Origin of the sequence: Paraburkholderia sediminicola (genome assembly GCF_046026855.1) — a bacterium.
GTDB classification, from domain to species: domain Bacteria; phylum Pseudomonadota; class Gammaproteobacteria; order Burkholderiales; family Burkholderiaceae; genus Paraburkholderia; species Paraburkholderia sediminicola_A.
Genome location: NZ_JAQQET010000013.1, coordinates 169,369 through 196,030 on the forward strand (window position 1 = coordinate 169,369; position 26,662 = coordinate 196,030).

General features: G+C 61.7%; 25 protein-coding genes. 11 read left to right on the forward strand and 14 right to left on the reverse strand.

The window, feature by feature from the left end; translation table 11 throughout:
• Positions 1-54: 54 nt before the first annotated feature.
• From tssD to PQR40_RS16625, 4 genes are all read right to left on the reverse strand, one after another.
• Positions 55-558 carry an Hcp family type VI secretion system effector gene (gene tssD, locus PQR40_RS16610; RefSeq protein WP_054036475.1) on the reverse strand — a complete coding sequence of 168 codons (504 nt, stop codon included), beginning with the start codon at positions 556-558 and terminating at the stop codon, positions 55-57.
• Between the two features lie 72 nt (positions 559-630).
• Complete coding sequence (tssC, locus tag PQR40_RS16615) at positions 631-2,121, reverse strand: type VI secretion system contractile sheath large subunit (RefSeq protein ID WP_408213065.1); 1,491 nt, start codon at positions 2,119-2,121, stop codon at positions 631-633.
• Positions 2,122-2,139: 18 nt separating this feature from the next.
• Positions 2,140-2,688 carry a type VI secretion system contractile sheath small subunit gene (gene tssB, locus PQR40_RS16620; protein ID WP_408230269.1) on the reverse strand — a complete coding sequence of 183 codons (549 nt, stop codon included), beginning with the start codon at positions 2,686-2,688 and terminating at the stop codon, positions 2,140-2,142.
• 35 nt (positions 2,689-2,723) lie between these two features.
• Complete coding sequence (locus PQR40_RS16625) at positions 2,724-3,410, reverse strand: tetratricopeptide repeat protein (protein ID WP_408230266.1); 687 nt, start codon at positions 3,408-3,410, stop codon at positions 2,724-2,726.
• A 363-nt stretch (positions 3,411-3,773) separates the two neighbouring features.
• Between PQR40_RS16625 and tssJ the strand changes: the two genes are divergently transcribed.
• From tssJ to icmH, 3 genes are all read left to right on the forward strand, one after another.
• A complete protein-coding gene (tssJ, locus tag PQR40_RS16630; protein WP_408230343.1) occupies positions 3,774-4,400 on the forward strand; it encodes a type VI secretion system lipoprotein TssJ in 627 nt (208 codons plus the stop codon).
• Positions 4,401-4,508: 108 nt separating this feature from the next.
• Positions 4,509-5,855 carry a type VI secretion system baseplate subunit TssK gene (tssK, locus tag PQR40_RS16635; RefSeq protein ID WP_408230263.1) on the forward strand — a complete coding sequence of 449 codons (1,347 nt, stop codon included), beginning with the start codon at positions 4,509-4,511 and terminating at the stop codon, positions 5,853-5,855.
• A complete protein-coding gene (gene icmH, locus PQR40_RS16640) occupies positions 5,852-6,631 on the forward strand; it encodes a type IVB secretion system protein IcmH/DotU (RefSeq protein WP_408230260.1) in 780 nt (259 codons plus the stop codon). Before tssK ends, icmH begins: the two co-directional genes overlap by 4 nt.
• A gap of 117 nt (positions 6,632-6,748) precedes the next feature.
• Here the strand turns inward: icmH and zwf are convergent, their stop codons facing one another.
• The 5 genes from zwf to PQR40_RS16665 all read right to left on the reverse strand — a co-directional run bounded on the left by zwf (position 6,749) and on the right by PQR40_RS16665 (position 11,803).
• Positions 6,749-8,236, reverse strand: coding sequence for a glucose-6-phosphate dehydrogenase (gene zwf, locus PQR40_RS16645; RefSeq protein WP_408388917.1), 1,488 nt, complete (start codon positions 8,234-8,236; stop codon positions 6,749-6,751).
• 198 nt (positions 8,237-8,434) lie between these two features.
• Positions 8,435-9,370, reverse strand: a complete 936-nt coding sequence (lhpI, locus tag PQR40_RS16650; RefSeq protein WP_408509421.1) for a bifunctional Delta(1)-pyrroline-2-carboxylate/Delta(1)-piperideine-2-carboxylate reductase — start codon at positions 9,368-9,370, stop codon at positions 8,435-8,437.
• 189 nt (positions 9,371-9,559) lie between these two features.
• Positions 9,560-10,663: a potassium channel family protein gene (locus tag PQR40_RS16655; RefSeq protein WP_408230251.1), complete on the reverse strand. Its 1,104-nt coding sequence runs from the start codon at positions 10,661-10,663 to the stop codon at positions 9,560-9,562.
• Between the two features lie 159 nt (positions 10,664-10,822).
• Entirely contained in the window at positions 10,823-11,074 is a 252-nt protein-coding gene (locus PQR40_RS16660) for a hypothetical protein (protein ID WP_408230248.1), read from the reverse strand.
• A gap of 96 nt (positions 11,075-11,170) precedes the next feature.
• A complete protein-coding gene (locus tag PQR40_RS16665; RefSeq protein WP_408230245.1) occupies positions 11,171-11,803 on the reverse strand; it encodes a C39 family peptidase in 633 nt (210 codons plus the stop codon).
• Positions 11,804-12,012: 209 nt separating this feature from the next.
• Between PQR40_RS16665 and relB the strand changes: the two genes are divergently transcribed.
• The 3 genes from relB (at position 12,013) to PQR40_RS16680 (ending at position 14,755) form a co-directional block, all read left to right on the forward strand.
• Positions 12,013-12,267 carry a type II toxin-antitoxin system RelB family anti-toxin gene (gene relB / locus PQR40_RS16670; RefSeq protein WP_408230242.1) on the forward strand — a complete coding sequence of 85 codons (255 nt, stop codon included), beginning with the start codon at positions 12,013-12,015 and terminating at the stop codon, positions 12,265-12,267.
• A 2-nt stretch (positions 12,268-12,269) separates the two neighbouring features.
• The gene (locus PQR40_RS16675) at positions 12,270-13,610 is read left to right on the forward strand and encodes a type II toxin-antitoxin system HipA family toxin (RefSeq protein WP_408509422.1); all 1,341 of its coding nucleotides are present in this window, start codon (positions 12,270-12,272) and stop codon (positions 13,608-13,610) included.
• 290 nt (positions 13,611-13,900) lie between these two features.
• A complete protein-coding gene (locus PQR40_RS16680; RefSeq protein ID WP_408230236.1) occupies positions 13,901-14,755 on the forward strand; it encodes a helix-turn-helix domain-containing protein in 855 nt (284 codons plus the stop codon).
• 71 nt (positions 14,756-14,826) lie between these two features.
• Here PQR40_RS16680 and PQR40_RS16685 read toward each other — a convergent pair whose 3' ends face one another.
• Both PQR40_RS16685 and PQR40_RS16690 read right to left on the reverse strand, forming a co-directional pair.
• Positions 14,827-16,686 carry an ATP-binding response regulator gene (locus tag PQR40_RS16685; RefSeq protein WP_408509423.1) on the reverse strand — a complete coding sequence of 620 codons (1,860 nt, stop codon included), beginning with the start codon at positions 16,684-16,686 and terminating at the stop codon, positions 14,827-14,829.
• Positions 16,656-17,204, reverse strand: a complete 549-nt coding sequence (locus tag PQR40_RS16690; RefSeq protein WP_408388925.1) for a putative pterin-binding protein — start codon at positions 17,202-17,204, stop codon at positions 16,656-16,658. Before PQR40_RS16690 ends, PQR40_RS16685 begins: the two co-directional genes overlap by 31 nt.
• Before the next feature lie 287 nt (positions 17,205-17,491).
• Between PQR40_RS16690 and PQR40_RS16695 the strand changes: the two genes are divergently transcribed.
• Complete coding sequence (locus PQR40_RS16695; protein ID WP_408388927.1) at positions 17,492-18,439, forward strand: phosphoribosyltransferase; 948 nt, start codon at positions 17,492-17,494, stop codon at positions 18,437-18,439.
• A gap of 79 nt (positions 18,440-18,518) precedes the next feature.
• On the opposite strand, the gene PQR40_RS16700 is transcribed toward PQR40_RS16695, so the two are convergent.
• Entirely contained in the window at positions 18,519-20,222 is a 1,704-nt protein-coding gene (locus tag PQR40_RS16700) for an ATP-binding domain-containing protein (RefSeq protein ID WP_408388929.1), read from the reverse strand.
• Between the two features lie 290 nt (positions 20,223-20,512).
• On the opposite strand from PQR40_RS16700, the gene PQR40_RS16705 reads away from it, so the two are divergent.
• Both PQR40_RS16705 and PQR40_RS16710 read left to right on the forward strand, forming a co-directional pair.
• Positions 20,513-21,139 (forward strand): glutathione S-transferase family protein, encoded by a 627-nt coding sequence (locus PQR40_RS16705; RefSeq protein WP_408338681.1) that lies wholly within the window; start codon positions 20,513-20,515, stop codon positions 21,137-21,139.
• A 126-nt stretch (positions 21,140-21,265) separates the two neighbouring features.
• Positions 21,266-21,844: a Fur family transcriptional regulator gene (locus PQR40_RS16710; protein ID WP_408509424.1), complete on the forward strand. Its 579-nt coding sequence runs from the start codon at positions 21,266-21,268 to the stop codon at positions 21,842-21,844.
• 25 nt (positions 21,845-21,869) lie between these two features.
• Here PQR40_RS16710 and PQR40_RS16715 read toward each other — a convergent pair whose 3' ends face one another.
• Entirely contained in the window at positions 21,870-22,382 is a 513-nt protein-coding gene (locus PQR40_RS16715; RefSeq protein WP_408230215.1) for a response regulator, read from the reverse strand.
• 362 nt (positions 22,383-22,744) lie between these two features.
• The gene (locus PQR40_RS16720) at positions 22,745-23,521 is read right to left on the reverse strand and encodes a TetR/AcrR family transcriptional regulator (RefSeq protein WP_408388931.1); all 777 of its coding nucleotides are present in this window, start codon (positions 23,519-23,521) and stop codon (positions 22,745-22,747) included.
• A gap of 111 nt (positions 23,522-23,632) precedes the next feature.
• On the opposite strand from PQR40_RS16720, the gene PQR40_RS16725 reads away from it, so the two are divergent.
• Both PQR40_RS16725 and PQR40_RS16730 read left to right on the forward strand, forming a co-directional pair.
• Positions 23,633-25,132, forward strand: coding sequence for an MDR family MFS transporter (locus PQR40_RS16725; protein WP_408230340.1), 1,500 nt, complete (start codon positions 23,633-23,635; stop codon positions 25,130-25,132).
• Between the two features lie 429 nt (positions 25,133-25,561).
• Complete coding sequence (locus PQR40_RS16730; protein ID WP_408230209.1) at positions 25,562-26,614, forward strand: hypothetical protein; 1,053 nt, start codon at positions 25,562-25,564, stop codon at positions 26,612-26,614.
• Positions 26,615-26,662 lie beyond the last annotated feature (48 nt).

Below are 26,662 nucleotides of genomic sequence, written 5' to 3' on the forward strand. Positions count from 1 at the left end.
GTGCACGCGGCGGACGTCAGCCTTTTCAGGTCGCACGCCGCGCGCACCCCGGCATCAAACCGCGTACGTCTTGTCGTTCTTCGTCAGGCTCCACGCGCCTTGCGCGTTGCCGCCCTGGTTGCCGCCGATCTTCTGCTGCGTGTACTTCCACTGCACGGCAGCGTACTTCAGCGAGAACTGTTCGGTCGGCAGGCCTTCGCCCACCACGCTCGGCGTGGCGCTCGAGATGATCACGTACTTGAGTTTCACTTCCAGGTACTTGATGCGGTTGCCTTCGCCGTCCGAACGCATGAAGTCGATCGTCACTTCGTCGAACGTCGTACCGCCCGATGCGTGTTGATAGATCAGCGGGCTGACCACGTCGATATCTTTCGTGAACTGCATGTCGGCGTGCTCGCAACGCTCGGACGTGTGACCACCCGCCGTCGAAGCCGTTGCCGAACGCGGTTGCGTAATCGAGTGGCTCCACGAATCGATTTCGATCCAGCCAGCATGATCTTTATCGGCGGATTCGCCTTTGATCGCCGGATTGCCGAATTTTAAATAGATGTCCTTCATAACTCATCGACTCCCCAAAGAGGTGGTTTTAACAGCCAACCCGTGCGGCCGGCACGGGCTTTCTGACTTCGTTTATGAATTTGCCGGTTTCGGCAGGTCAGCGACAAGCCGCAAAGAGATCGAAAGCTCGTCCAGTTGAAAGTGCGGGCGCAGGAACGCGACCGAACGATACACACCAGGTTTGCCCGGAATCTCCGAGACCTGTATCGATGCCTCGCGCAGCGGAAACTGCGCTTTCTGCTCCTGGGTCGCGTTGTCGTCCAGCAGCACGTACTGCGAAATCCAACGGTTCAGGAATACTTCAACGTTCTGCGCCGATGCGAAGCTACCGATCTTGTCGCGCATCATCGCCTTCAGGTAGTGCGCCACGCGCGACACCGAGAAGATGTATTGCAGTTGCGCGGACAGCACAGCGTTAGCATTCGCGCTATCGGTGCTGTACTTCTTGGGTTTCTGCACCGATTGCGCGGCGAAGAACGCGGCGTAATCCGAGTTCTTGCAGTGCACGAGCGGAATGAAACCGAGGTCGCTCAATTCCTTTTCGCGGCGATCGGTAATCGCGATTTCGGTCGGGCATTTCAGCGCGACTTCGCCGTCGTCCGTCTTGAACGTGTGGGTGGGCAGATCTTCCACCAGACCACCGCCTTCCACGCCGCGAATCGCCGCGCACCAGCCGAAATCGTCGAATGCGGCCGTCAGGCGCGCCGCGAAGGCCCACGCTGCGTTACACCACAGATACTTGCTGTGATCGGTGCCGTCTACGTCTTCGACAAAGTTGAAGCCTTCCGCAGTCGCGCCGTCTTTCGGATTGAAAGGCAGGCGGCCGAGAAAACGCGGCAAAGTCAGCCCGACATAGCGCGAGTCTTCGGAGTCGCGGAACGACTTCCACTTCGCGTATTCAACCGTATCGAACACCTTGCCGAGATCGCGCGGTTTGCCGAGATCGGCAAACGTTTCGAGACCCATCAGTTCAGGCGACGCCGATGCGATGAACGGTGCGTGCGCCGCGGCCGCGACGTGCGCCATCTGTTCGATGAAATACACGTCTTCAGGCTGACGCGTCACTTCGAAGTCGCCAATGATCGTGCCGAACGGTGCGCCACCGAAGGTGCCGAACTCTTCTTCATAAACCTTCTTGAAGAGTGCGCTTTGATCGAATTCAATGGCGTTCTTGAAGTCGCGCACGAGGTCGCGCTTCGGCGCGTGCAGCGCCTTGATCTTGACCGTCGAGCCGGTATTGCTTTCCTTGCACAGGTAATCCAGACCGCGCCACGTGCTTTCCATGCGCTGGAATTCCGGCGCATGCATCACCGCGCTGAGTTGCGCGGAGATCAGGCGGTCGAGTTCCGCGACGCGCGCGTCGATAGTGGCCGACAGGTTGTCGGACATCACCACCGTGCCGTCGAGCACCTGGTGGACGAGTTCGCCGATCAGGTCTTTCGCGCGCGCATGTTCTGACTCGGACTTCGCCACGCGGCTTTTCTCGACGATTTCGTCGAGCAGCGTGGATTCCGCGCCACTTTGCGCCGCGGCGAGTTGGGCTGCTGCCGTTTGCTGGTTCATCTCACACCCCGTGCGTACTTATTCGCCCTGCTTGTCGTGATCCGGCGCGCCGGCGTGCTGGTCTGCTGCGTTGCCCTGATCTTTCGCCAGCGTCTGCAACTGCTGCGTGTTGTTGAGCACTTCGCTCAACAGGTCTTCGAGCTTGTCGTTGCCGGCCAGCTTGTTGCGCAGGTCGGCGAGCTTCGAACGCGCATCGAGCAGACGGCGCAGCGGCTCGATCTGTGCAACCACCTCATCCGGACTGAAATCGGCCATCGACTTGAAACGCAGATCGACAGCGAATTTGCCACCTGCCTCGCTCAGACGGTTTTCCACCTGAAACGCGGCGCGCGGCTCGATCGCTTTCATCACGTCGTCAAAATTGTCACGGTCGATGCTGACGAACTTGCGATCGCGCAGCTTCGGCTGCTCGACTTCGGACTGCCCTGCCAGATCGGCAACCACACCGACGACGAAAGGCAGTTCCTTGATTTCGATCGCATCGCCACGCTCAACTTCGTACGTCAGTTGAACGCGTGGCGGTCGCACTTTTTGCAAACGTTTTTGAATACTTTCTTTCTTCGCCATCGTCGGCTCCCGGATGCAGATGAATCAGGCCTGAATTAGCGCAGCGCGCTGAACGGATCGGACGCGCCGCCGCTTTGTGCGGCTTTGGCGGGTGCTGCAGGCGCCGGCGCGGGTGCTGCGAGAGCAGCAGCCGGCGTAGCCGCCGGAGCCGCGGCGCTGGGACTTGCGTCCGGCGTTTCCGCAGCCTTGCCCTTGGCGACATGGCGAATAATGCGCTTCTTCTTCACGACGGGCTTGTCGTTCGGATCAGGCGGGAACAACGTGGCTTCGCCGAGCGTGTCGCGCAACTGCTTGGCGAGCGCTTGCGCGTCTGATTTCGCGTCACCCGCGAGCGACGCATCCTGACGCAGTTCGCCGAGCGATTGCGTGGCCACGCGCAGGCCGGCTACAGCCAGCACGCTCTTTGCCTGACGATCCGTCTGGTCGCGCTGCAACGCTTCTTGCGCGGCGACAATAGCCTGACCGTAATGACCTTGCGTGAACTGGATCTGCGCAATACGCGACCACGGTTCTTCACGGGTCGGATCCGATTTTGACAATTGCTGATAAAGCGCGATGGCGCGATCCTGATCTCCGCCCTTGGCGACGGTATCCGCGTCCGCGAGTTGCTTATTAAAAGCCTCCGGTGTGGTCGCTGTGTTGTTGCCCTGTGTCGCGCAACCGGCAATCACGCCGCATGCCAACACTACCCCAGATAGTTTTACTAACAGACGCTCATTCATCGTTTTTCACCGACGTGCGATTTTTTTAATTCAAGGGAAAACCGGAGTTTTGCTTTGCTTCAACTGCGCGGGTATAGTACAGGCCAATTTTCGATAATTCAACTTTCGTGTGAAGAAGGATTGCACAAAAAAAATGCATGTGGATGATTTAAACGAAACATGCAGAAATTGTTTCCTGGTGCAATAGCCACAATGCGGAGAACGGAAAAAATTTCCGCATGCCAGGCAGCAAACAGGTAAGTGTCGGAGAGCAATGCGCTTTGCATAAAGCGGCATTACGCGGCATAGCGTTGCTGAAAATTTGCCTGATTGATTTCGTTATTGATGTTTTGACGGGGGACGGCGCCGAGCCGGTCGATGTATATGAATTCGCGTCTTGTTCGCTATGCATCGCTATTGATTGCCAGCGCCGCCGTGTGTGCGCTGCTGGACGGCTGCGCGGCCGCCGTGCCGGTGCTGGGAGCCGCTGCCAACGCGGTTTTGCAGGCGAGCGGCCTCGGCAAGCCCGACCTGCCGGACGCGCAAAAGCCACCGCGTAATGTCGGCCTCACGCTATACGCCGCACAGAATCTCAATGCCGCCAATGACCAGCGCCCATTGGCACTCGTCGTACGGCTTTACGTGCTGAAAGACCCCACTTCATTCCAGCAGGCGCCATTCGACGCCTTTACCGATCCAGCCAAGGAAAAGACCATACTGGGCGGCGATCTGCTGGGTGTGCGCGAAGTGACGCTGATCCCCGGTCAGCGTTACGTCGTTACCGAAAAAGTCTCGCGTGAAGCTCAGGCATTCGGTATCGTCGCTCTATTCCGCGACCCGGCCATGCAGCGTTGGAAATTCGCCTTTGACCCGGCGAAGTCGGAGAAATCCGGCATAATGATCGGCCTGCATAACTGCGCAATGACGGTGACCAACGGCACTGTGATCCCGCCTGAACAGGGATTGCCCGCCCAGCCGCTGAATATGCTTTCTTCAGTAAGCTGCGGTTAAAGATGCCGGTCAAATACGATTTAACAGTTTTTATAGAATTAACAATACGGCGTTCGAATCGGTTATCTCCGGGCGCGCCACACGCTGAACGTATATAACAGGTTTGAGATGAGTTATTCGGCAAAAGTGCTCTGGGGGGAAGGCCTGTTTTTGAGGCCACAGCATTTTCAGCGTCAGGACGCCTATCATGAGGCGCGCCTGTTCGAATCGATCCAGGCGATCCAGCCATACAACTGGGGCGTGCGTTCGGCGCGTTTCGACCGCGACGCGCTCGGCAGCAATGTGCTGCGCGTGAGCGAACTCTCGCTGGTGTTTCCGGATGGCGCGCTCTACTCCGCGCCGCAAGCCGACGACCTGCCGCCGCCGATCGCGCTCGACACGCTGCCCGACGGTATCAATGAGTTCACGTTTTATCTGGCGCTGCATCCGCTGCGCGAAGCCGGCGCGAACTATTCGCAAGACAGCAACGCGGGCTTCGTGTCGCGTTATGTCAGCGAGCAGACGCCGGTGGCCGATCATTTCACCGACGCCGCCGAAGCCGACATCACCTTCCTGAAGACCAGCGTCAAACTCATTGCGCATAGCGAGCCGCGTGACCAGTTGCTGTCGGTGCCGCTCGTGCGCGTGCGCCGCACCGCCACGTCGGGTTTCGAAATCGACGACACGTTCGTGCCGCCCTGCCTCGCGATCGACGCCTCGCCGATCCTGCATCAACGGCTGCGTCAACTGATCGACGCGCTGCAGGCCAAGGTCAACGCGCTGTATGGTTTTCACCGCGAGCCGACCAAGAACATCATCGAATTCCGTTCGGGCGACATCGCGTCGTTCTGGCTGCTGCACACCGCCAGTGCCGCGTTTGCCTCGCTTGCGCATCTGTATCAGCATTCGGCGCTGCATCCGGAACGTCTGTTTCAGGAATTGCTGCGTCTCGCCGGCCAGTTAATGACGTTTTCGAAGGGCTATGCGCTGTCCGACCTGCCGGCTTACCGGCATGACGATCCGGGCCCCGGTTTTGCGCGCCTCGACACGATCCTGCGCGATCTGCTCGAAACTGTCATCTCGACGCGCTACTTCGCGATCGCGCTCGAAGAAGTGCGTCCGTCGTTCCATGCGGGCCGTCTCGACTCGGGCAAGATCGACGACAAGACCATGTTCTACATCGCCGTCTCCGCAGACATGCCGACCGCGGAACTCGTCGAAGCCGTACCCGCCCGCTTCAAGGTCGGCGCGCCGGACGACGTCGACAAGCTGGTGCTCTCGGCCATGCCGGGCGTGCGCCTCGTTTACACGCCGCAAGTACCGCCCGCCATTCCAGTACGGCCGGGCGCGTGCTACTTCTCCTGCGAATCGCGCGGCGCATTGTATGACCGTATGTTGCAGGCCCAATCGGCAATGATCTACGCGCCGTCGGGCATCAACGATCTTCAACTCGAACTGATCGCCGTCACATCATGAGCTACGCGCCTTCCCTGTTTGGCGGCAACACACCTGCCGCGACGCCCGCCCCTATGAGCGAGCCGAGCTACCAGGTCCGCTCGCTGCTCGATCTGCTATACGACGGCTTCTTCATGCTGTTTTTGTTGAAGAACGGCCGCGAACCCGGCGACGCGAACGAGTTCAGCCAGCGTATCCAGCAGTTTCTCGGCGACTTCGAGCGCGGTGCGAAAAAACTCAATGCATCGGCGGAAGATGTCTACGCGTCGAAGTTTGCGTTCTGCGCGGCCATTGACGAATCGGTGTTGTCGTCAACGTTCAGGATTCGCACTGAATGGGAGCGCCGGCCGCTCCAGCTGGTGCTGTTCGGCGAGCAACTGGCAGGTGAGAAGTTCTTTCAGTATCTGGAGGAATGCCGCGCCCAGGGCGCCGCGCGTCTGCAGTCGCTCGAAGTGTTCCACATGTGCCTGCTGCTCGGCTTCCAGGGCAAGTATCTGCTCGAGGGTCCAGAGAAGCTTGCGTATTTGACTGCGCGGATCGGCGACGAAATCGCGCATATGAAAGGCAAGCGTGCACCGTTCGCCCCACATTGGCCGCTGCCGGACCAGGTCGCTCACCGGCTCAAGCGCGAGGTGCCGTTGTGGTCGATCGGTGCGGTGTTCGCGCTGGTCGGGCTGCTCGCTTATCTCGGTCTGAACACCTATCTGCGCGATCAGACGTTGCGCACACTCGCGCCGTATTCGCAGGTGGTCAAGCTCGGACCGCAATCGGCCACGCTGACGATTTCGTTGCCGTAGAGCAGCACGGCTCACACGTAATAAAAAAGGCGGCCCGCAAAAACGGGCCGCCTTTTTTAATGCCAGACGAACACTTCAAAGCGTCGACCTACAGCCGACGCCCGGCTGCCGGCTGACTTACTGCGATTCTTCCGCCCATACGGCGTTTTCCCGCGCCATCAGCGCGGTCGACGCAGCCGGCCCAAACGTACCTGACGTATAGCCACGCGGCTTGTCGCCCGACTTGCCCCAGCCTTCAAGAATCGGTTCGGCCCATGCCCACGCGGCTTCGAGTTCATCGCGGCGCATGAAGTGCGTGAGGCGTCCGCGAATCACGTCGATCAGCAGACGCTCATACGCTTCCGCGCGACGCTCGGTGAACGCCTGCTGCAAGTCGAGGTTCAAATTCACCGGCAGCATATGCATGCCGCTGCCCGGTTCTTTCGCCAGCACCTGCAACTGGATCGACTCTTCAGGCTGCAACTGGATCACGAGCCGGTTGCCATAGTTGCGCCCGCTATTGCCGTTCGGAATGATCGAGAAAGGCAACTCGGAAAACTCGATGACGATCTCCGACACTTTCTTCTGCATCCGCTTGCCGGTGCGCAGGAAAAACGGCACGTGGGCCCAGCGCCAGTTGTTGATATGCGCGCGCAACGCGACGAAAGTCTCGGCACGGCTACCCGGCGGCACGTTGTCTTCCTCCTGATAGCCCTTCACTGCCTCGCCGTCCACGGCGCCCGCGGTGTACTGGCCGCGCACCGTATCGCGCGCGATGTCCTCGGGCGTCATGGGCCGCAGCGAACGCAGCACCTTGAGCTTTTCGTCGCGCACCGCATCCGGGTCGAGCGACACCGGCGGCTCCATCGCAACGATGCACAGCAATTGCAGCAAGTGGTTCTGCACCATGTCGCGCAGCGCGCCGGTTTTGTCGTAGAAGCCCGCGCGGCTGCCTACGCCGACCGTTTCCGCCACCGTAATCTGCACGCTCTTGATATACGGTGCCTGCCACAGCGGGCCGAAAATCGGATTGCCGAAGCGCAGCACCATCAGGTTCTGCACGGTTTCCTTGCCGAGGTAGTGGTCGATCCGGTAGATCTGCGCTTCGCTGAAATGTTTGCCGACCGCCGTGTTGATCTCTTGCGCGGACGCCAGATCGTGGCCCAGCGGTTTCTCGAGGACGACCCGCGAATTCTCGTCGACCAGTCCCGCCGCCGACAGGTTGTCGCAAATGTTCGTGAACAGATCCGGCGAGGTCGCGAGATAGAACACGCGCCGCACACCGTCACGCGACGCCTCCTTCAGACGCTGGTAGTCCTCGACCGAATCGACGTCCATGCGCACGTACTCGAACAGCGCCAGGAATTTGTCCCAGGCGGCGGCATCGAACGCCTTCTTTTCGATGAAGGGCTTCGCCTTCGTTTCCATGAATTCGTTGATGTACTCCTCACGTGACCAAGGCTTGCGGCCGATCGTGAGAATGCGGGTATCCGGCGGCAGATTGCAGTGCAGATGCGCCATATAGAGCGCGGGCAGCAGCTTGCGAAACGACAGGTCGCCGGTGCCGCCGAAGATGATCATGTCGAGCGGCAGGTCGGGAGTGGCAGAAGCGTGGTGGGTCGTCATAGCGCGGTCGCAGCGTCGTGATAGGCGTTCAAAGGACAAAGGGCAAAAAACGCCGGCGGACCGGCGCTTTTTTCTGGCAAACGCCTATGGTGCAACGTTTTGAGATTGTTTGCACGGCAACATGTGCCGCAGGTTGGCGCAAGATGCCAACCAGGGCCTGCGAACCGCCCTGCGCCGGGCGCTGCAAACGATCCGCGATCAGCCGCCGGACAAGGCTTCGCGCGCCACGCGGCAGGCCGCCAGATCCCAGGCCGCGCAACCGACGCTTTTAAAAACAATCGCTTTCCCCTGCGGCAACAAAGCAGCGTTTTCCACCACTGTGGCAATTCCGCCGACTTGCGCCCAATCGACGCCGGCCTGGATGAAATCACCGGCTTCATGCCTCGCTCCGGCTTCGTCGTCGACGAACAGCGCACTGCCTGCGATCGTGTGCGCGCCGATTTCGACCATGGCCGGCGTGAACGCACCGACGCCGATCACGAGCCGGTCCGCGCGCGCCGCTTCGTTGTAGACGGCCTGCTTGCTGGTGGTCAGTGCGATCACCACGTCGATCGAATCGGGAAGCGCGTTGTCAGGATGCGGCAGCGGTTGCAGGTCATACGCCTTGCCGCGATGCGTAGCGCAAAACGCTTCGGCCCGCGCGGGCGCACGGCCCTTCACCCACACACGTGCGTCGGGAAACAGTTCGCCGATTGCTTCCAGATGGTTCACTGCCTGCGTGCCCGCGCCGATCAGCAGAAATTCGTGCGGCCGGGTCCGCGCGAAAGTGTGTACGCCGAGCATCGACATCGCCGCCGTGCGCCGACCGGTCACCGTCGGGCCGTCGAGGATGAAGAGCGTCTCGCCGGTGTCGGCATCGAAGGCCATTACCTTGCCGTGGATCGTCGGAATGCCGCGCGGTCTATTACTCGCGCACACGTTGACCAGTTTGTGAATCGCAAGATCGGGCGCGGTGGCCGGCATCGACAGCATGATGCCGCCTTCGTTGAGCGGCACGACAAGCCGTTCAGGACTCTTAATGCGTTGCTGCGCGTAGTCGATGCTTGCGCGCTTCAAAGCGTCGACGAGCGTCGCGTACGGAATCAGCCGCGCGGTGGCGGCGTCGTCGAAGATCTGCGTGGTCGGGTGAGTCATAAGCGGGCTTTTCCTGTCCTTGCAAGATGATGCGTTCGATTCAGCGCACCTGAAAACCGTAAGTCAATGTCAATGAATCGCGTTCGTCGGCGAGCTAGTTTACAAAAACATAAACATGCGCATCGTCGTCAATCTGCAGGGGCCTCTCCTTGAAGCGGCCGAGCCCGGCCGCGCGCCTGGCGGTGTGCACTAGCCGCCGGACGCGTCGCCCGCATGGCGCGACGACTGGATCACCATCAGCAGATCGTCCGGCTCAATCGGACACGGCTCGTCTTCATAGAAGGACAGCATGCGCCCCGCGCGTATCAGCCCGACCACCACCGCGCCCGGCAGCGCATTGCTCCAGCGACCGACTTCCAGCGCCGTAGCAGGACGTTCCACCAGATTGACACGGCCGCGCGCCGACAACAGATCGTTGATGAACGGCACGATGTAGTTGCTGTCCACCGCGTCGGCGAGCAACAGCCCGCCAATCTTGGTCGACGAAACGATCACGTCCGCGCCGGCCTGGCGCAACTGGCGCTGATAGGTCTGCTCCTGAATCCGCACGACGATTTTCGTGTCCGGCGCGACGCTGCGTACGGTCAGCGTGAGCAGGATCGCGATGGCGTCGTCGCTGACGGCAATGATCACTGCTTTGGCGATGCGCACCTGCGCCTGCTGCAACAGGTCCTCACGCGAGGGATCGCCGAGCAACCCCGCCACACCTAACGCCGTGGCCGCTTCAAGTGCCTCCTGCTGCGAATCGATGACGACGATCGACTCCGCGGCAAAGCCGCTTTCGAGCAGCTCGCGCACCGCGACCGAACCGCTTAATCCGTAGCCGCACACCACGACGTGATCGCGCAGTTGTTTTTGCAGGCGTTTCATGCGGAATTCCTCGATGACGCGTTGAATGACGAACTGATAAGCAGTGCCCAGAAACACGAACCAGATGACGATACGAATCGGCACAATGAAGAAGGCGTCGATGAGCCGCGCGCGGGCGGTGACCGGCACGATGTCGCCATAACCGACCGTGGCGACGGTGACCATCGTGAAGTACATCAGGTCGACGATGCCGAGCACCTTGCGGTTGGCGTCGCGCAGACCGTCGCGGTCGAGATAGAGCACGGCGAAGGCGAGCACGCACAGGCCGAGCACGAGATAGATCCGCTGCAGCAACACACGCTGCGGCGACGCCGCGGGGCGCGTGAACAATGTGCGGGCGCGCGGCGCCTGCCAGGGCGTGCGGGCACGGCGCGGCAGACGAAAGCGTGGTGGGCGTGGCTGGGGGTGTGGCTGGTCAGACACGCGGCTACTCCGGGAATCGGGAACAAGCGATTCTACGACGTGCGGCGCGCCCTGGGGCCGGATCGCGGGAACGCGACTGCAACGCAGGGGTTAGCGTGGTTCACCGAAGTGGTCCACCGAAGCACTTCACCGAAACGCAGCGGCGCGCTGCCGCCACGTTCACTGCGAAGCGGCTTTGGCGTCGCCCTTCTTGCCGCCCTTGAACATCGCGCGGCACGCCGGACTGAGTTCGTCGAGGTGCTGCTTCATGCAGGCGGTGATTTTTTCCTTGTTCGGAATCTCGGCGGAGCAGAAATGCATCGCGTCGCCGCGGCAGGCCTTGGCCTGGTCGTCCTCGGCGGCTGCATTCGCTGCGGTCACGGCGCTGAGCGCGACAAGGCCCGCGGCAAGCAAGGCATAGGTTCGATTCATGTCGGGTTTCCGGTATCGCAAAGGACGGTGGGAAACTTTCCAGCAGAAAACGGGCCCGATCATCGCGCTCGCCGTACGGCGTGCCTGCTGCCGCCCCTAGCCGACGATGCGGGTGAGCGTCATGCCACGCCCCGCGTAGAAACGCGCCATCGTTGCGAACGGCAGGTACACATCCGCCTGGTGAGGCGCAATGCCCGACGGATTATGGAACCATACGCCATCGCGATCGCGCCCGTGCAGCAGGATCAGATGGCCGCCCTGGCGCTGATTCGGCCGCTCCGGATAACGGATTTCGGGACTCACGGAAACGATCGCAAGCGTGTCGCCGTCAATGCGCACGGCGATCTCTTCGAGCGGCGCCTGCGGCAGCACCTCGACCTGAATGCCGAACGCCTCGTCAACCCAATCGGCGAACGGCCGGTAGATCAACCCATCGACGCCGCCGTCGTCGCGCAACCGGTACACGCCGTGACGCAACGCTTCATCGAGCAGCACGGCGCGCGGCGCGTGTTCGATGCGCCAGTAGTCAAGCGCGGATTCGAGGCAGGTCAGACCGCACAGGCGTTTGGCCCAGAAACGGTAACGCTCCGGGTCGGCAAAACCACTGCGCTGCCAGCATGGATCGTCACACGGATCGCCCTGTTGTTCGACGATGTGGCGCACCCAGTCGGGGCTGCCCCATTGTGTGTAGTACGGCACGTCGGTGTGGCGTAGCGTCGGCGGGTTCATGAGTCGAATGGAGTCGGTAGAAAATGTTTTCACAGCATGCTACACGGCCATCCTCTGCCAGGAATGCAGACAGACCAATTTTATTCGCAATACAGATATTTTCCGTTTATGCGCCAGACAGATATTTGAAAAATATGCGTCATATGAATATTTGACAAATATCTGTCTGACGCATAAAGTGCATTTATTCGTTTCACGGATAATTTGCCATGATCCACCTTGTCTCCACGCAGGACCAGATGGCCCAGCTACTTGCTGCCGGCCGGCGCCAGGCCGGTCTCACCCAGGCCGAAGCCGCCTCGCGCATCGGCGTCAGCCAGAGCCGCATCTCGGCGCTGGAAACCGACGCCACCAGTCTCACCCTCGCACAATTGCTTGCGCTGTGCGGCGCCTACGGCCTGCAATTGCAGGTACGCGACAAGAACCAGCCGGCGCCTGAGCCAGCGCCTTTGATCGAGTGGTAAGCATGGGCCGTCAAACTCATTCGCGGGCGCTTTCGGTGTGGGCCAACGGCGAGCGTGTCGGCGTCTGGCGCCTGCCCACCCGCGGTCCCATGGAGTTCGCTTACGATCCCGCGTGGGTCGCCTCGCCCGCGGGCCGGCCGCTTTCGCTCTCGTTGCCGTTCGCGCCTGGCAACGTGGTGCACAAAGGGCCACGGGTGCTCAACTATTTCGACAATCTGCTGCCCGACAGCGAGGCGATCAGAAAACGCATCGCGCAGCGCTACCAGACCGATACGCTCGATGCGTTCGACCTGCTGCAAGCCATTGGCCGCGATTGCGTGGGCGCCGTCCAGTTGCTGGCCGTTGACGACGCGCCGGCCGGCGTCGAACGTATCGACGGCACGCCGCTCTCCGACATTGAGATCGAAGCCATGCTGGCGCGCACCGTCAGCAGCCCCGCCCTGGGCGCGCGCGACGAAGCGGACGATTTCCGCATCTCGCTCGCCGGCGCGCAGGAGAAAACCGCTCTGCTGTGGCACGACGGCAAGTGGCAGCGTCCGCATGGCGCCACGCCGACCACGCACATTTTCAAGCTGCCGCTCGGGCTGGTCGGCAACAAGCTTGCCGACCTCAGCACCTCGGTCGAAAACGAATGGCTGTGTCTGCAAATCCTGCGCGCCTACGGCCTGCCGGTGGCCAACGCCGAGATCATGACGTTCGGCAAGCAGCGGGTGCTGAGCGTCGAACGCTTCGACCGGCAACTGCATTCAAGCGGGCAATGGCTGCTGCGCCTGCCGCAGGAAGACTTCTGCCAGGTGTACGGCGTGCCGTCGCATCGCAAGTACGAAAACGAAGGCGGCCCGGGCGTGCTGGACCTCGCGCGGATTCTTCAGCAATCGGTGTCGGCGCAGCAGGACATCGAGACACTGCTGGCAAGCCAGATCCTGTTCTGGATGCTGGCGGCGCCGGACGGCCACGCCAAGAACTTCAGCATTCGCCTGCTGGCGGGCGGCCAGTACCGTCTCACGCCGCTTTACGACGTGATGTCGATCTGGCCGGTGGAAGGAAACGGCCCGAATCAGTGGTCGTGGTTCAAGGCCAAGCTTGCCATGGCAATGTGGTCGCGCAGCAAACACGACGCCTTCCGCGACGTGCAGCGGCGCCACTTCAACACCATGGCGCTGAAATGTTCGTACGGCGCGAACGCCGAGCCATTGATCCAGCGGCTGATCGAACAGACGCCGGAGGTCATCGCGCGGGTCTCGGCCGAATTGCCCGAGCGGTTTCCGGGTAAGGTCGCCGAGCGGATTTTCAAAGGCCTGAAAAGCTCGGCAGCCACGCTCGGCAAGATGCCGGCGGCGTAACGGCGGATGAGGAAAAATTCAATCGGAATTACTTACAGATTCCAACCGGTTTAATCGGTAAAATGCTGACAATGCTAAAAGCATAAATAGATCGCCGAGTTTGTCGGTTTGCGTCTCGCACCCACAGGCTCAGCGGCAGTCATACCAAAATACAGACCGTGAGACTTTTTACGGTACATTTGCTGTCCCCCGCGTAGTGGCGTCAATGCGCATTCAATGTGCATGGTCGCGCTGCGCGTGCCGTATCGCATGCCCCAGCCACCCTTCAAGAAGGCAGATCCTCACGCAGTATGACCAACGAAACACACTCACCTGACTCCATCGCTGTCGCCGAGCGCGTGCGCGAGTTGATGAGCCGGCATGGAATTGGCAAACGCCAGCAAACCACTGAGTTGTGCCGCATCCTCGATCTGAGTTTTTCGCAGGGGCACCGCAAGCTGCGCGGCAACAGCCCGTGGACCCTCTCGCAGATCAAGAAGGTCGCCGAGGTGTTCGGCGAACCTGCCGCTCAGCTATTCGGCGCGCAGTCGCTCGATCCGGGCATGGTCGGCGCAATTGCCCAGGAGGCGGTGTTCAGCATCGGCGCGATCGAGTTGAGCTGCACCGCCTGGGTCGGCGCCGCGCTTGAACCTGGCAGCCGCCCTGAATTCGTCGCGTACTCGAAGCTCGGTCAATGGCGCGTTACGCGTCACGACGGTACGCTTTACCAAAGCGCGTACGAAGTCCACAAGATCGAGATCTATCCGCGCCGCGCTGAAACCGACAAGCCGACCATCGCCGTGGTCGACGACGATCAGGCCTCAGCCGACAATCTGCGCGACTATCTCGAGCGCAGCGGTTTCGCGGCGGTGGCGATCTACGGCCTCGCGGCGTTCACCGAACAACTGCAAACGCAGATCTTCGACGGCGTCGTGATCGACTGGCTGTTCGGCTCGCAGACCTCGGCGGCGGCGATCCGCGCGGTACGGGCGTCGGAAAATCCGGACGCGCCGATTTTCGTGCTGACCGGCGAATTGCTGACCGGCAAGGCTAGCGAATCGGAGATCAGCCAGGTCATCCGCAATTACGACGTCGCGTGCTATGAAAAGCCCGCGCGTATGGCGATCCTGGTCGCCGATCTGTCCAAGCGCCTCAACCGGCCCTGACGAGCCGGCAAGCGGTTGAAGGTGTGTGCTCAGGCTGAGCCCTCCTCCATCTGCGTCTTCCAGGCGTCACATCACACCGTATGCCGCGAAGTCAAAGCACGCTGCAAGGCGCTACGCAGTTCCTCGTAATGTACCGGCTTTAATAACGCTTCAAAAAACGGCTGCAAGCCGGCTTCTCCCTCTTCCCCCGCCGCACCGCCCCCACTCGCCGTCTCCGGCGCATACGCACTCACCACGATCACCGGGACACCCGACGACGGCCCCCCGCGTGCCGCGAAATCCGCGAGGAACGTATAACCGTCGCGATCCGGCATATGCAGATCGAGCAACATCACGTCACAGTGATGCGCGTCTAGCCACGCGAGCGCATCGTCGGCATTGGAGACGGCGTGCGCGTCGAAATCCATGTGCGCGACCATTTCGCTGAGCGACTCGCGAATCAACCGGTTGTCGTCGACAATCAGGACACACGGGCGCGCGCCGCCCGGTTCGGCATGTGCCGCGACGCCGGCCGGCGCGGTTGCCGCGACCGGCTTGACCGGGATCGTCACCGTAAAGGTCGTCCCCTCACCCACCGTGCTCGCCACCTCGACGGTGCCGCCGAACAGCTTGAGCAGCCCCTGCACGATTGTGAGACCCATGCCCGCACCCTCGAAGCGGCGCGTGCGCGACGCATCCAGCTGTGTGAACTCCTGGAAGATCAGCGGAATCTGCGCATGCGGCACGCCCGGCCCCGTATCGCTGACGACGAAGATCAGCACCGCCGGCCGCTGCCTCAATTGCACGCGCACGGTGCCGGTTTCGGTATAACGGATCGCGTTGGTGACCAGGTTGTTGACGATCTGGCGGATGCGGTGAGGATCGGAATCGACGAGACCGTTCATACCGCTCGCCTCGCTTTCCAGCTTGAGACCGCGCGCGGCGGCTGACATCGCGTGTTCATCGACGATCGACGCCAGCAGTTCGCGCGGCTCGAAATGCTCATGACGCAGTTCGAGCTTGCCGGCGCCGAGGCGCGCATAGTCGGTCAGGTCTTTCATCTGCGCTTCCAGATGCCGCCCCGCGGTTTCGAGCCGCTGGATGACCTTGCGGTCGGCCTCCGAGTGATAGTTAAAGCCCAGCAATTCGATCGATGACACGATCGCGTGCAAGGGCGTGCGCAGTTCGTGGCTGATCATGCCGAGAAACGCGTCTTTCGCGAGACTCGACTCGCGCGCGGCGCGGCTCGCCTGATGCTCCGCTTCGAGCGCCGCGTGCTGTTGATGCATCAGGCGCGTGCGGCGCCGGCCGTTGAGCACGAGCAGCGTGGTCGCGGCCGCCGACAGCAACAGCAGCAACAGGCCGCCCGCGAACAGCATGCGGCGCTTGTCGATGAAATCGCGGTTCATCGCCTCACGGTCGGCTACGTCGGCAAACCGGCGGCTCAATGCGAGATCGTTGACCTCATTCCAATGCTGGCGCAACTCTCCGACGATCTGACTGGCGCGGCTGCGGTCCTTCTGCAAGGCATTGACCTCGGGCTCAATCCCGTCCAGCAGATGATCGATCGACTGGATTTCGTCCAGTTGCCGCTGCAACAGCGCGAGCTGCGTAGTCAGCCGGCGTGTCGAACCGGCCATCACATGCAGCTTCGATTGCAGCAACTGGTAGCGCAACATGAGCCGCGGATAGTCGTCGTCGACGCCGGATTGATACAGCAATAACTGGTTCTCGAAGCGCGCGTAGGCAATCTGCAGTTGCGCGGCGTCCCAATAGAAGCCGTCGTACGAACCGGTCAACTGCTCGGTGGCGCGCGGATTGAGCAGGTTCGCGTACAACAGATAGCCGATTGCGCCGGCCGGCGCCGCGAGCGCGGTCAGCCAGATCAGCACATAGAGGACACGACGCAAGGGGCGGCGCGTTATTTGACGATGAGTGCCTTGATCTGCCATACGAATTTCGAGTCGCCCGCCGCGCCCATGAGTTCATCGGGGAACGCGTCGCGCGGATAAATAAGAAACAGCGGCCCGAAGTCGCTGATCTTCAGGCGCCGGCCGTTCATGCTGTATGCAACGACCACGCCGTAGCGATCGCAGTCCGACACCGGAATGGTGTAGGTATAGTCGTCGAGCGTATGGATCTCGACTGCGCTGCCAGATGCGCCGACTGCCTTCAGGATATCCGCGAGCAGTGGTCCTGTGAAGGTGGAACGTGGAGTCCAGGTGGTGGCAGTCGTAATCGAATGGACCGGCAGCGCGAGCAGTTGTGCCTCGGTGAAGTGATACAGATGGTGTGCCGCGTCGTTGGTCTTGCTGATTTTGCCCTTCACGTCGAGCGACAACGGCAACGACTCTGCCTGCGCCTGGGCGTGCATGCTCCACGCGGCGAGCGCGAGGATCAGACCCAGCCCCCACCATGCGCCCCTGCACACACCTTTCCTGCCATCCACCGCTGCGCTCAACTTGGTCATTTGCCTGGCTTTTCCATCGTTTGTTATTTTTTTGGGCGGCTCCACGCTGCGCCGGCTCAACCCGCCAGCGAACCTGCAGCGCCCTTTCCCCGCCGGCGGCGCCGGTCTTTGCGACGCGCCCCGTCCGGCGACGCGCGTCACCCCGACGCGCGATCTTTGAACCGCATGCATAATATCGCCAAAAATCTTTGTCTCAAAAACGAGGACCTGCCGCCGCGCTGCGCCGCGCGCCGCTCTCCGCCTACGGGACACCTGCCCTGCGTACTCCACGCGACGCCCAAAGAGTCATGAACAAGCCCGTTTTGCCCCTGACGTACGAACAACTCGATCACTGGATCGAATCGTTGCAACCCGCGTTGCTGGCGGAGCGTTTCACGTTGGCGATCGGCATTCTGCGCGGCGGCGCGCCGCTTGCGCTGATGGTTTCGCATGCGGCTGGCACGCCGGTCGCCTTCCTGCGTTACGACCGCCAGTCGCGCACGGTTGCCTGGGATTCGACTCTGCCCATTCCACCTGCGGGCTCGAAGGTATTGCTGTGCGAGGACATCGCGGGGCGCGGCTTTACGCTGACTGACTGCATCGCATTCCTCCAGCAGCATGGCCTCGACGTCAGGACGCTGACCGCCGCGGTCGACGACCTGAGCCGCATGCAACCCGACTACGCGATCGACGCCCGCGGCTACTTCGCGCTGTTTCCGTGGGAGCGCCAGGCCTACACCGCGCGCTATCGTGAGGACTGGGAGCGCGTGCAAGCGGGCACCGCGCCCGCCATGGCCGACGATCACGAATACGCCACCTATGCGATCGACCTCGACGGCATTCTGCTGCCCGACGTGCCGCTCGCACGCTACGACGAGGATCTGGCCGCGGCGCTCGCCGAACGCGACGCGCTGCTGCCGTTCGAGATGCTGCCGGACCTCGATCTGCAACGCGTTCGTACCATCATTACCGGCCGGCCGGAACTGGATCGCGCGCGCACCGAAGCGTGGCTCGCGCGGCACGGCTTCGGTCATATGCAACTGGTGATGCGCACGCCCGGCACGCACGATGAAAGTCCCGCCGGCGCCGCCGCTCACAAGGCTGCTGCGGCATTGCGCGGCGGCGTCACGCATTTTGTCGAGAGCGATCCGGTGCAGGCACTGCTGATCGCGCAGCAGGCGCCGCTGCTGCGCGTGATCTGGTGGGACGCCTCTACGCAAACCGGAATGCTGGTGGGCGCGCGCGCGTGGACTTGAGGGCGTGGGCCTGTGTGCGTGAAACCGGGCGCGAACCCAGGCGCGCAGGTTCTGGCGCGCACATCGGCCCAGACGGACGCTAAGCTTCTTTCGCCTCTCTGATCTCTTTGGTTTCCCTGACCTCTTTACCATCACGCAAGCGCAGATGCCCCGCCGCCCGCTGCGAAGCAACGATGATCAGCTTCATCGTCGCACGCGTGGCGCCGACCAACAGCTTGCGCGCAATGCGTTCATCGAACGTATCGAAGTCGACTTCAGTGAGAATCACGCACGGCGCCGCCTGCCCCTTGAAGCGATAGATCGATTCGAACAGCACATCACCTTCGCGATACTCCGGGTTGCCGAACAGATCGTACTTACCCGTGAAACTGCGCAGCCGATGCGGGCCGAGATGATCCTGCGCGGTCATCGCCGAGCCTTCGCGGCCGCGAAACGAGAGCACTGCGATGTCCTGTTTGCGAAAGCCGAGCGACAACGCCTGCGTGATCGCCCGCTTGGTCGCCTCGATGCTGCCTTCAGCGGCATTCACTTCGTCGTAGACGGAGAGCGAAATATCGGAACCGTCGAACGGGCTGCCCGACGCCAGATCCGCCGCGACCGGCACCGAGGCGCCAATCACGTCGCGCACATAATCGAGAATGTCGCGCGGACTGCGATAGTTGGTGGTCTCTTTCAGCGTGGTCCAGCCGGGCAGTTCGACCGGCTCGCGCATATACAGATTCTGCAGCGGGTCTTCGAGCCACCACCACGCGGCGTCCGGCCTCAAAAGACGCTCGAGTGCCGCCACCCATGGCTGCTGGAAATCCTGCCCTTCGTCGACGATCAGCACGTCGAATTGCCAGCGCGCGTCGATCGGCGCGCCCGCGAAAGTCGTTTCAAGCTGATTGAACACGTCGCCGGACTGGAAATCCGGCTCGCGGCCCGCGTCGCGTGCAATCCAGTCGCATAGCTGGTGATAGTTCGCCACCTTCGCCTCAGGTGGCGCCACCCGCGCGATGTGATCCGCGAGCGGCCGGTTGAAACACACATACAGCGGCCGCTGTCCGCGCGCTACCGCGTCGCTCATCACCTGCACCGCCAGTTGAGTTTTACCTGAGCCGGCCGTGCCAATCACGCGCAGCCGGAACGGCGAAAATTCGAGCCGCCGCGCCCAGGTTGCGAGGCCGCCCGCGAGGCGCGTGACGAGCGTGCCGGCCTGGCCGACCAGCGCGCTGGCGTCGGGCGTGAGCGCAAGTTCGTCGGCAAAGAAGTGGTGAATTTTCGGCGCGCAGGCGAGACGCGATTCGTCGGCCGGCAAGGCTTCACGAATAATCGCGGCAAGCCGGTCTTTACGCGTCGCGTCGACGATCCGCGCAGGATTCACGCCGGCAATCGCCGCGTCCTTGACAACGTGGTCCGGGCAATACAGCAGTTCTTCGATGAAATACGTGCCCGCGCCGAACGCCGCGGTAAAGCGCCGGTGCAGCGTTTCGACAGTGTGCGCGAGCGCGATTGCCACATTGCGCTCCGTCTGAAGATAGACCTTGACGAGCCCCTTCGGCGTTTCGCGCAGGAAACCGGTTTTCTGTTCGACGATCATCACGCGCCCGGCCGGGCTGACGATCACGAAGTCGGCCTCGCCGAACACCGAAAAGTTCTGATTCAGGCGGGTCCAGTGCACGCCGTGATAGACGGTGTAGCCATCGGGAAGGGCGTCTTCCAGCAACGCGAGGGTTTCGCGTTCGCGTGCCGCCGCGCCGGTGGCGGCGAGGCTCTTCCAGTCGTCGGGGACAATGCGGGCCATGCGGTGCCTCATCGTATTCGGGTGCGCCCATTGTACGCAACGCCCGCGTGTTGCCGGCATGGTGGTTGGGCCGGTATTCGGGCCCCGGATGGGCGGTGCTTTGACCACACTTCGGCCACTTTTCGGCAACGCCTTGAGCCGCGTTCAGACCACACGTCGGCCAGCACTACACGCGGCCAATTGCCGGCCGGCGGCGCGCAAACCCATGTGCATCGTGTATCGTTGCTGGCTGAACGCCGCGTGCCTTACGCGGCTTGCCAACTGTAAGCATAAAGAAAAGGATTTGCCGGATGATTACGATCTGGGGACGCGCCAACTCGGTCAATGTACAGAAAGTCTTGTGGTGTTGCGACGAACTGGTGCTGCCGTACGAACGCATCGATGCAGGCCTGCAATTCGGGCGCAACAACGAGCCCGATTACCTCGCGATGAACCCGACGGCCAAGATTCCGACGCTGGTCGACGACGACTTCGTGCTGTGGGAATCGAACTCGATCCTGCGCTATCTGGTGCTGCAATACGGCGAATCGAGCCTCCTGTATCCCGCCGAGCCGAAACTGCGCTCCAGCATCGACCGCTGGCTCGACTGGTCGCTCACCACGCTGCAACCCGCGGAGAAACCTGTGTTCTGGGCACTGGTGCGCACGCCGGCCGCCGAGCGCGACGCCGCCAAACTCGCCACCGACTTCGCCGCGGTCACGCTGCTGTGGCGCCTGCTGGACAATCATCTGCAAGGCCGTTTTTTCCTTGAAGGCGAGAATTTCACGCTAGCCGATATCGTGATTGGCTCGTACGCGAAACGCTGGTTCGGGCTGGATGGCGTGGAACGTCCCCCGCTGCCGAATCTGGAACGCTGGTATTCGCGGATTGCGACGCGCCCGGGTTTCAAGAAATACGTCGATTTCCCGCTGACTTAAGCCTGACTTGATTAAACCTGACTTGAGCCATCCGGCAGCCTCATGCCTCATCGCGACGCCCGGCCGCGACGGGCCGGCGCGACGCACACCGGCACAGCGAAGCACGATGGCCTTTATAATCGACGCATGAAGACCGCCAAGCCAACCGCGACCGCCGACAAAGCCACCCCCGCCGACTCCGCTCATCATCATGCGCCGGGGCACACGCACGATGGGCACGGTGAATCGCAGGAAGCCGCACTGACTCTCGCGGAAGAATATTGCCGCGAACGCGGCGAAAAACTCACGCCGATCCGCCGCAAAGTGCTCGAATTGCTGCTGAATTCAGGGCGCGCCACCAAAGCTTATTCGTTGCTCGACGACATGCGCCAGATCCATCCCGGCTCGGCGCCGCCCACGGTTTACCGGGCGCTCGACTTTCTGCTCACGGCCGGGCTCGTGCACCGGATCGAATCAATTAACGCATTCACCGTCTGCCACGACCTGACGCAATGCCAACATGGCATTCTGGTGGTCTGCCAGCAATGCGGCAACGTTACCGAGTTGCATCAGCCCAAGCTGCGTCAGGCTCTCGTCGCGCAAATCGAAGACGCGGGCTACCGCCTCGCCAGCGACGAAATCGAATTGAAGGGATTGTGTTCCGCCTGTCAGACAGCGGAAGCAGCCAGCGCCAGTGCCGCAACACCGGTCGCCGTTGCCAAATAACAGCCTCACCCGCGAGTGAGGCAGATCAGCCCGCCGCGCGGGCTTCGATCGCGTCGCGCAATAACGTCACGAGATCTTCCGGCAATGCCGGCTTGATCATGAAATGCTGGAAGCCTTCGCCGATGCTGCGCAGGCGGTAAGCGTCGTCGGTATGGCCTGTGAGCGCCACGGCCACCGAAGGCGCGTGATCGCCGCGAATCTCGTGATCACGCAGCCGCTGGATCAGATAAAAGCCGTCCATGGCCGGTAATTCGAGGTCACACACCACGGCGTCAGGCAATAGCCGCAGCGCCGCTTCGACGCCTTCTTCCGCATCCGCCACAGCGACGACATGCGCCCCTTCTGCCTCGAGTAACAAAGCCAGTGATTCCCGGCTATCCGGGTCGTCTTCGACGAGCACGATTGTGGCCTGATCGAGTCTCAATGCTCCGTTCATGTTCCGTTGTTGCTCTAAAAAACCGGTTGGGCCGTCAGACGCGGCCAACGTATCGCTCTGCTGTTTGCCGCCGATTTGCGCGGCTGCTGTCTTGCTGTTCATGGTCCGACTCGATTTCATGCGTTGAGTTGCATGCAGGCCCGCGATTGTAAAACACGGCCTGAGCGCAACGCGTGCGCACAGTAACGCGCCAAAATTGCACGCCAATGAAAAACCGGCCTCGACGCCAATGCCCCGGCAGACAGATGCCGACACCCGATTCGCCGTGGCAGCCGCTGCAAACCCGTGTGCATCGCCCTGCCAGCGCGGCGTCTTCCCTGACATCCCTGTTCTTTTGCGACGCCAACGCTGTTGCGTCTCTCGCGCGGCATTCGCATCCACCCCTCAGGTAGCATGTTGCGTGCCTCGGTGCTTTCGATCGGCGGGGGTGGCAGAAATGTAATCTTGAGTGAGTCAGTGGTGGGTCAGCCCGCTTTGCTGGGACCGATGCCCTGCACCAGCAAGGCCACCACGTGCCGGGCGATCTCCTCGCCGCCGATATTGCGCCGCACGGGATCGTTTCGCCACAGCTTCGAGGTGGCCAGCGGCAGAATTGTCAGGCCTAGCAGCGTGACGAACACCAGCGACGGCTCCAGCCCCGCATTCAGGCGCCCTTCCTTTTGCCAGCGTGCAATGGCTGACAGTGACGCCTTCTGATGCGCGTTGCCGAAGCGTTCATGCATGCGCTGGCGCAGCAGACCACCGTCGCTAATCACTTCGCGCACCCATAGCGACGGAAACCACGGGTTGTCGCTCGCCACCTGCACCAAACGCCGGGCGAGTTGGGTGATGGCTGCCACCGGATCGTCGGGATGTTCCTGAAACGGCACGCCGAGCGCCGCGCGTAGCGGACCGAAGCGCTCGTCGATCAGCACGTCGAGCAGTTGATCGCGCGTCCTGAAGTAGTAATGCATCATCGCCGGCGTGAAACCTGCCTCGCGGGCAATCTCCCCAAGCGTGGTATCGACGATGCCCTGCCGCGCGAACAAGGCAAGTGCCGCATCCAGCAGGCGGCTGCGCTGCTCTGGGCCGCGCGCCGAACCCGTAGGCCTGCCGGGGCGGCGTGCGGGGGCCGGCGTTGCAACGTCCGCAGAATCTCCGACCGCCGCTGACGCCGGCTTCGAAAGCTTTCGCGCCTTCACGGCGGACGCGCTGCGCGGCGCGCGCTTCACTTCCTGTTCATCTGACGGAATCCTTGCCATTGCATTCAATTTGACGAGTGACGCGATGTCGCATATATTAATCCCTGAATTAATTAATTTCAACACCCTGGTGCCATGGACCAATCGACAACGACTCAACCCACCGGGCTGATGCAGCCAGACGCGCAGCCCGGCACGCAGGCAGCCGACCACCCGCCGATCCGCCTGCTGTTCCCGGCGTTGCTGCTGGTCATGCTGCTCGCCGCGCTCGATCAGACAATCGTCTCGACCGCGCTGCCGACCATCGTCGGCGAACTTGGCGGGCTTAATAACCTGTCATGGGTGGTGACCGCGTATCTGCTCAGCTCGACCATCGTCGTGCCGCTGTACGGCAAATTCGGCGATCTGTTCGGCCGCAAGATCGTGCTGCAGACAGCGATCGTCGTGTTCCTCGTCGGCTCGGCGCTGTGCGGCGTCGCGCAGAACATGACCCAGTTGATCGTGCTGCGCGCGTTGCAAGGGCTCGGCGGCGGCGGTCTGCTGGTCGTGACAATGGCCGCTATCGCGGACGTGATTCCGCCGGCCGAACGCGGCCGCTATCAGGGTGTATTCGGCGGCGTGTTCGGTCTCGCGACCGTGGTCGGGCCGCTGCTCGGCGGGTTTCTCGTCGAGCACCTGTCATGGCGCTGGATTTTCTATATCAACCTGCCGCTCGGCATCATCTCGCTGGCCGTAATCGGCGCGGTCTTCAAACCGCACGTGCGGCATGTGAAGCACACCATCGACTACATGGGCGCCGCATTTCTGGCCGGCGCCCTCACCTGCATCATCCTGTTCACGAGCCAGGGCGGCACGATTCTGCCGTGGTCGTCGCCGCAGTTGTGGTTCACGCTGGGGATGGGACTGGTGGCGATCTGGGGTTTCATCCATGAAGAACGTACTGCCGTCGAACCGATCATGCCGCTCGAGCTCTTCAAACAGCGCACGTTTTTGCTGAGCAGTCTGATCGGCTTCATCATCGGCGTATCGCTGTTCGGCTCGGTCACTTTCCTGCCGCTTTATTTGCAGGTGGTCAAAGGCTCGACACCTACGGAAGCCGGCATGCAGATGTTGCCGATGATGAGCGGCCTGTTCGTGATGTCGATGGTAACCGGCCGCCTGATCAGCAGGATCGGCAAGTACCGCATGTTCCCGATCGCCGGCACGTTCCTCGTGGCCGTGGCGATGGTGTTGCTCGCTCGCCTGCAGATCAGCACGCCGATTCATGTGATGTATATCGACATGGGCATTCTCGGCTGCGGTCTCGGTATGGTGATGCAGGTGCTGATTCTCGCCGTCCAGAATACGGTCGAATTCAAGCACATGGGCGTCGCCACTTCCGGCGCGACGCTATTCCGTTCGATTGGCGGCTCGATCGGCGTGGCCGCTTTTGGTGCGGTGTTTTCGAACGGCCTCGCCGCGCGCCTGGAAAAGCTGATTCCGCCCGACACCGAATTGCCGCACGCGCTCGGACCTGCTGCCATTCACCAGTTGCCTGAAGCGTTGCGTAGCGATTATCTGCAGGCGTTTGCCGGTGCGTTGCACCTGGTGTATCTATCGGCGGCCTGCGTGGTGGTGCTGGCCTTCGCACTCGCGTGGCTACTGAAGGATCATCCGCTGCGCAAGCACTAATCCCGCATCACGTTTTCTATGAGCGTTTCCTGCAAACGCCTGATAACGAGGTCGAACGCCACGCGCTTCGACCTCGTTTCTTTTCATCGCCGCCATGCCGTTCTGCCGATTCCGCCATCGAATCATCACGTGCGCATCGTGACTACGCATGCGGTGTGAAAAAAACCATCCGTCTGTTCGTTCTGCCGACATATGCAGTGTTTCGTCGTACCTGCAAATGTGTTCTACCGCACATAAAGTAGGTAAGAACGTCGATTGACGTTCTCATCGAAACGCCACATATTGCAAGCAGCAGCACCGCAAGCGAGGACTTGCGCCTCAAGGCTCTCCAGTGCATGTGGATCGTGATTTCCGCGGACAATTACTCCTGCCTCAACACGATCTGGAGCATGCCGTAACGGCATTGTTTTCCACAGGTGGGTCCACAGTATGTCCACCCAGACAATACTCGGCCATAGTTTCCCCACGCCCTGCAAACGCTGTGGCGGTGCCCTGTACCGGCAAGTCGACTATTGCCCGTATTGCGGCGCGGTGCACCCGCTCGACGCCGGCCCACACAAGCGCGTTGTGATTCCCGGCAGCCGCGCCAGCGCCATGAGCAAGACGGCGCAGAAAAACGACATCGATCCGGTACAGCCGGGCGAAACCGAGCTCGCCGCGCAGGTTGCGTTAACCGACGAAGCTTCCCCTGCCGGGACGCCAATACAAGCACAAGCGCCGATACTCGCGTCTCCGGATGCACCTATTCCCCCGCTCGCCGATCTGCCACGTTCTGGCGGTCTCCACGCGCTCCCAGTGCGCCGCGTGTTGCTCGCGATCGTAGCCATTGGCGCAATCGGACTAGCCTATGTCGCCTATGAACTATTCAGCGACAACCACGAATCGCAGAACGGCAACACCGAACAGAACGCCGACAACGTTCAGGATGCCAGAACGGCGACCGGCACAATTGCGCTGTACGCACCGGCTCAATCGACGAACCAGGCTGCCGCCGTTAAGCCTGTTGCCCCCACCAATTCTGCCAGGGCTGCGCCAGCGATGCAGACCGCGCCCATCGTGCCGCAGGTGGTCACAACACCTGTCAAACCTGCTGCGCCGCAGTTCCACGATGCCGCGCAAGCACTGCAGGCAGCACATACGGCCTTCCGCGCCAACGATCTATCCGCGGCACAAGCGGCGCTTGGCGCGGCGCAAACACTGCAACCAGGCAACACAGACGCGCAAAGTCTGCTGACCGAATTGAGGCCGCTCGCCGCGCATCGCGACGCCGCGTTGCAGGCAGCGCAAGTGTGTGTTTCGCAGCAGTCGTGGAACTGCGCGCGCCAGCACGCCAACGAAGCGCTCACCATCGACACCGGCAACGAGACCGCGAAGACAATCCTTGAACGCGTGATTCGCGAGACAGGTTGGGCGCCACTCAACCCGCATGCAGCGATAGACAACCCGGTTATCAACAAATCGTTTGGATACCGAATTTCATAGCCGCTTGTGCGACAGACAGCCTGATTCACGGCATGCCCGATCGCACTG